The sequence below is a fragment of the Allobosea sp. 05T439 genome, assembly GCF_056396005.1.
The window spans coordinates 1-353 of sequence record NZ_JBFTKP010000181.1 but is presented as its reverse complement, the minus strand read 5'-3'; the positions used below and the strand labels follow the sequence as shown (position 1 = coordinate 353).

General features: G+C 69.3%; 1 protein-coding gene. It reads right to left on the bottom strand.

What is annotated here, in order from left to right; genetic code table 11:
• Positions 1-353, bottom strand: a 353-nt coding sequence (locus AC1DIO_RS35635; RefSeq protein WP_476854991.1) for a calcium-binding protein, incomplete at both ends; no start/stop codon positions are given.

Below are 353 nucleotides of genomic sequence, written 5' to 3'. Positions count from 1 at the left end.
GCCGGTCGCGACGTTCTCGATGCTCCAGAGCGTGTCGGTGCCGCTGTCCGTGCTGACCGCGCTGCCGCGTCCGAGCAGGCCGTTGCCGAGATCKACCGTCAGGTTCGCCATGATTGCCGACATGTCGAGCGTGTCGATGCCCGTGCCGCCGTCGCTGTCATCGCCGAAATAGACGTCGTTGCCGTCACCGATCGCAGCCACGAACACGTCATTGCCCGCACCCGCCACCACCGTGTCGTCGCCGGCCCCGGCCGTGATCCGGTCGTCGCCGGTGCCACCGAAGATCCGGTCGTTGCCGGCCTCGCCATCGATCAGGTCGTTGCCGGCCCCGCCGAGCAGCACGTCGTCGCCGG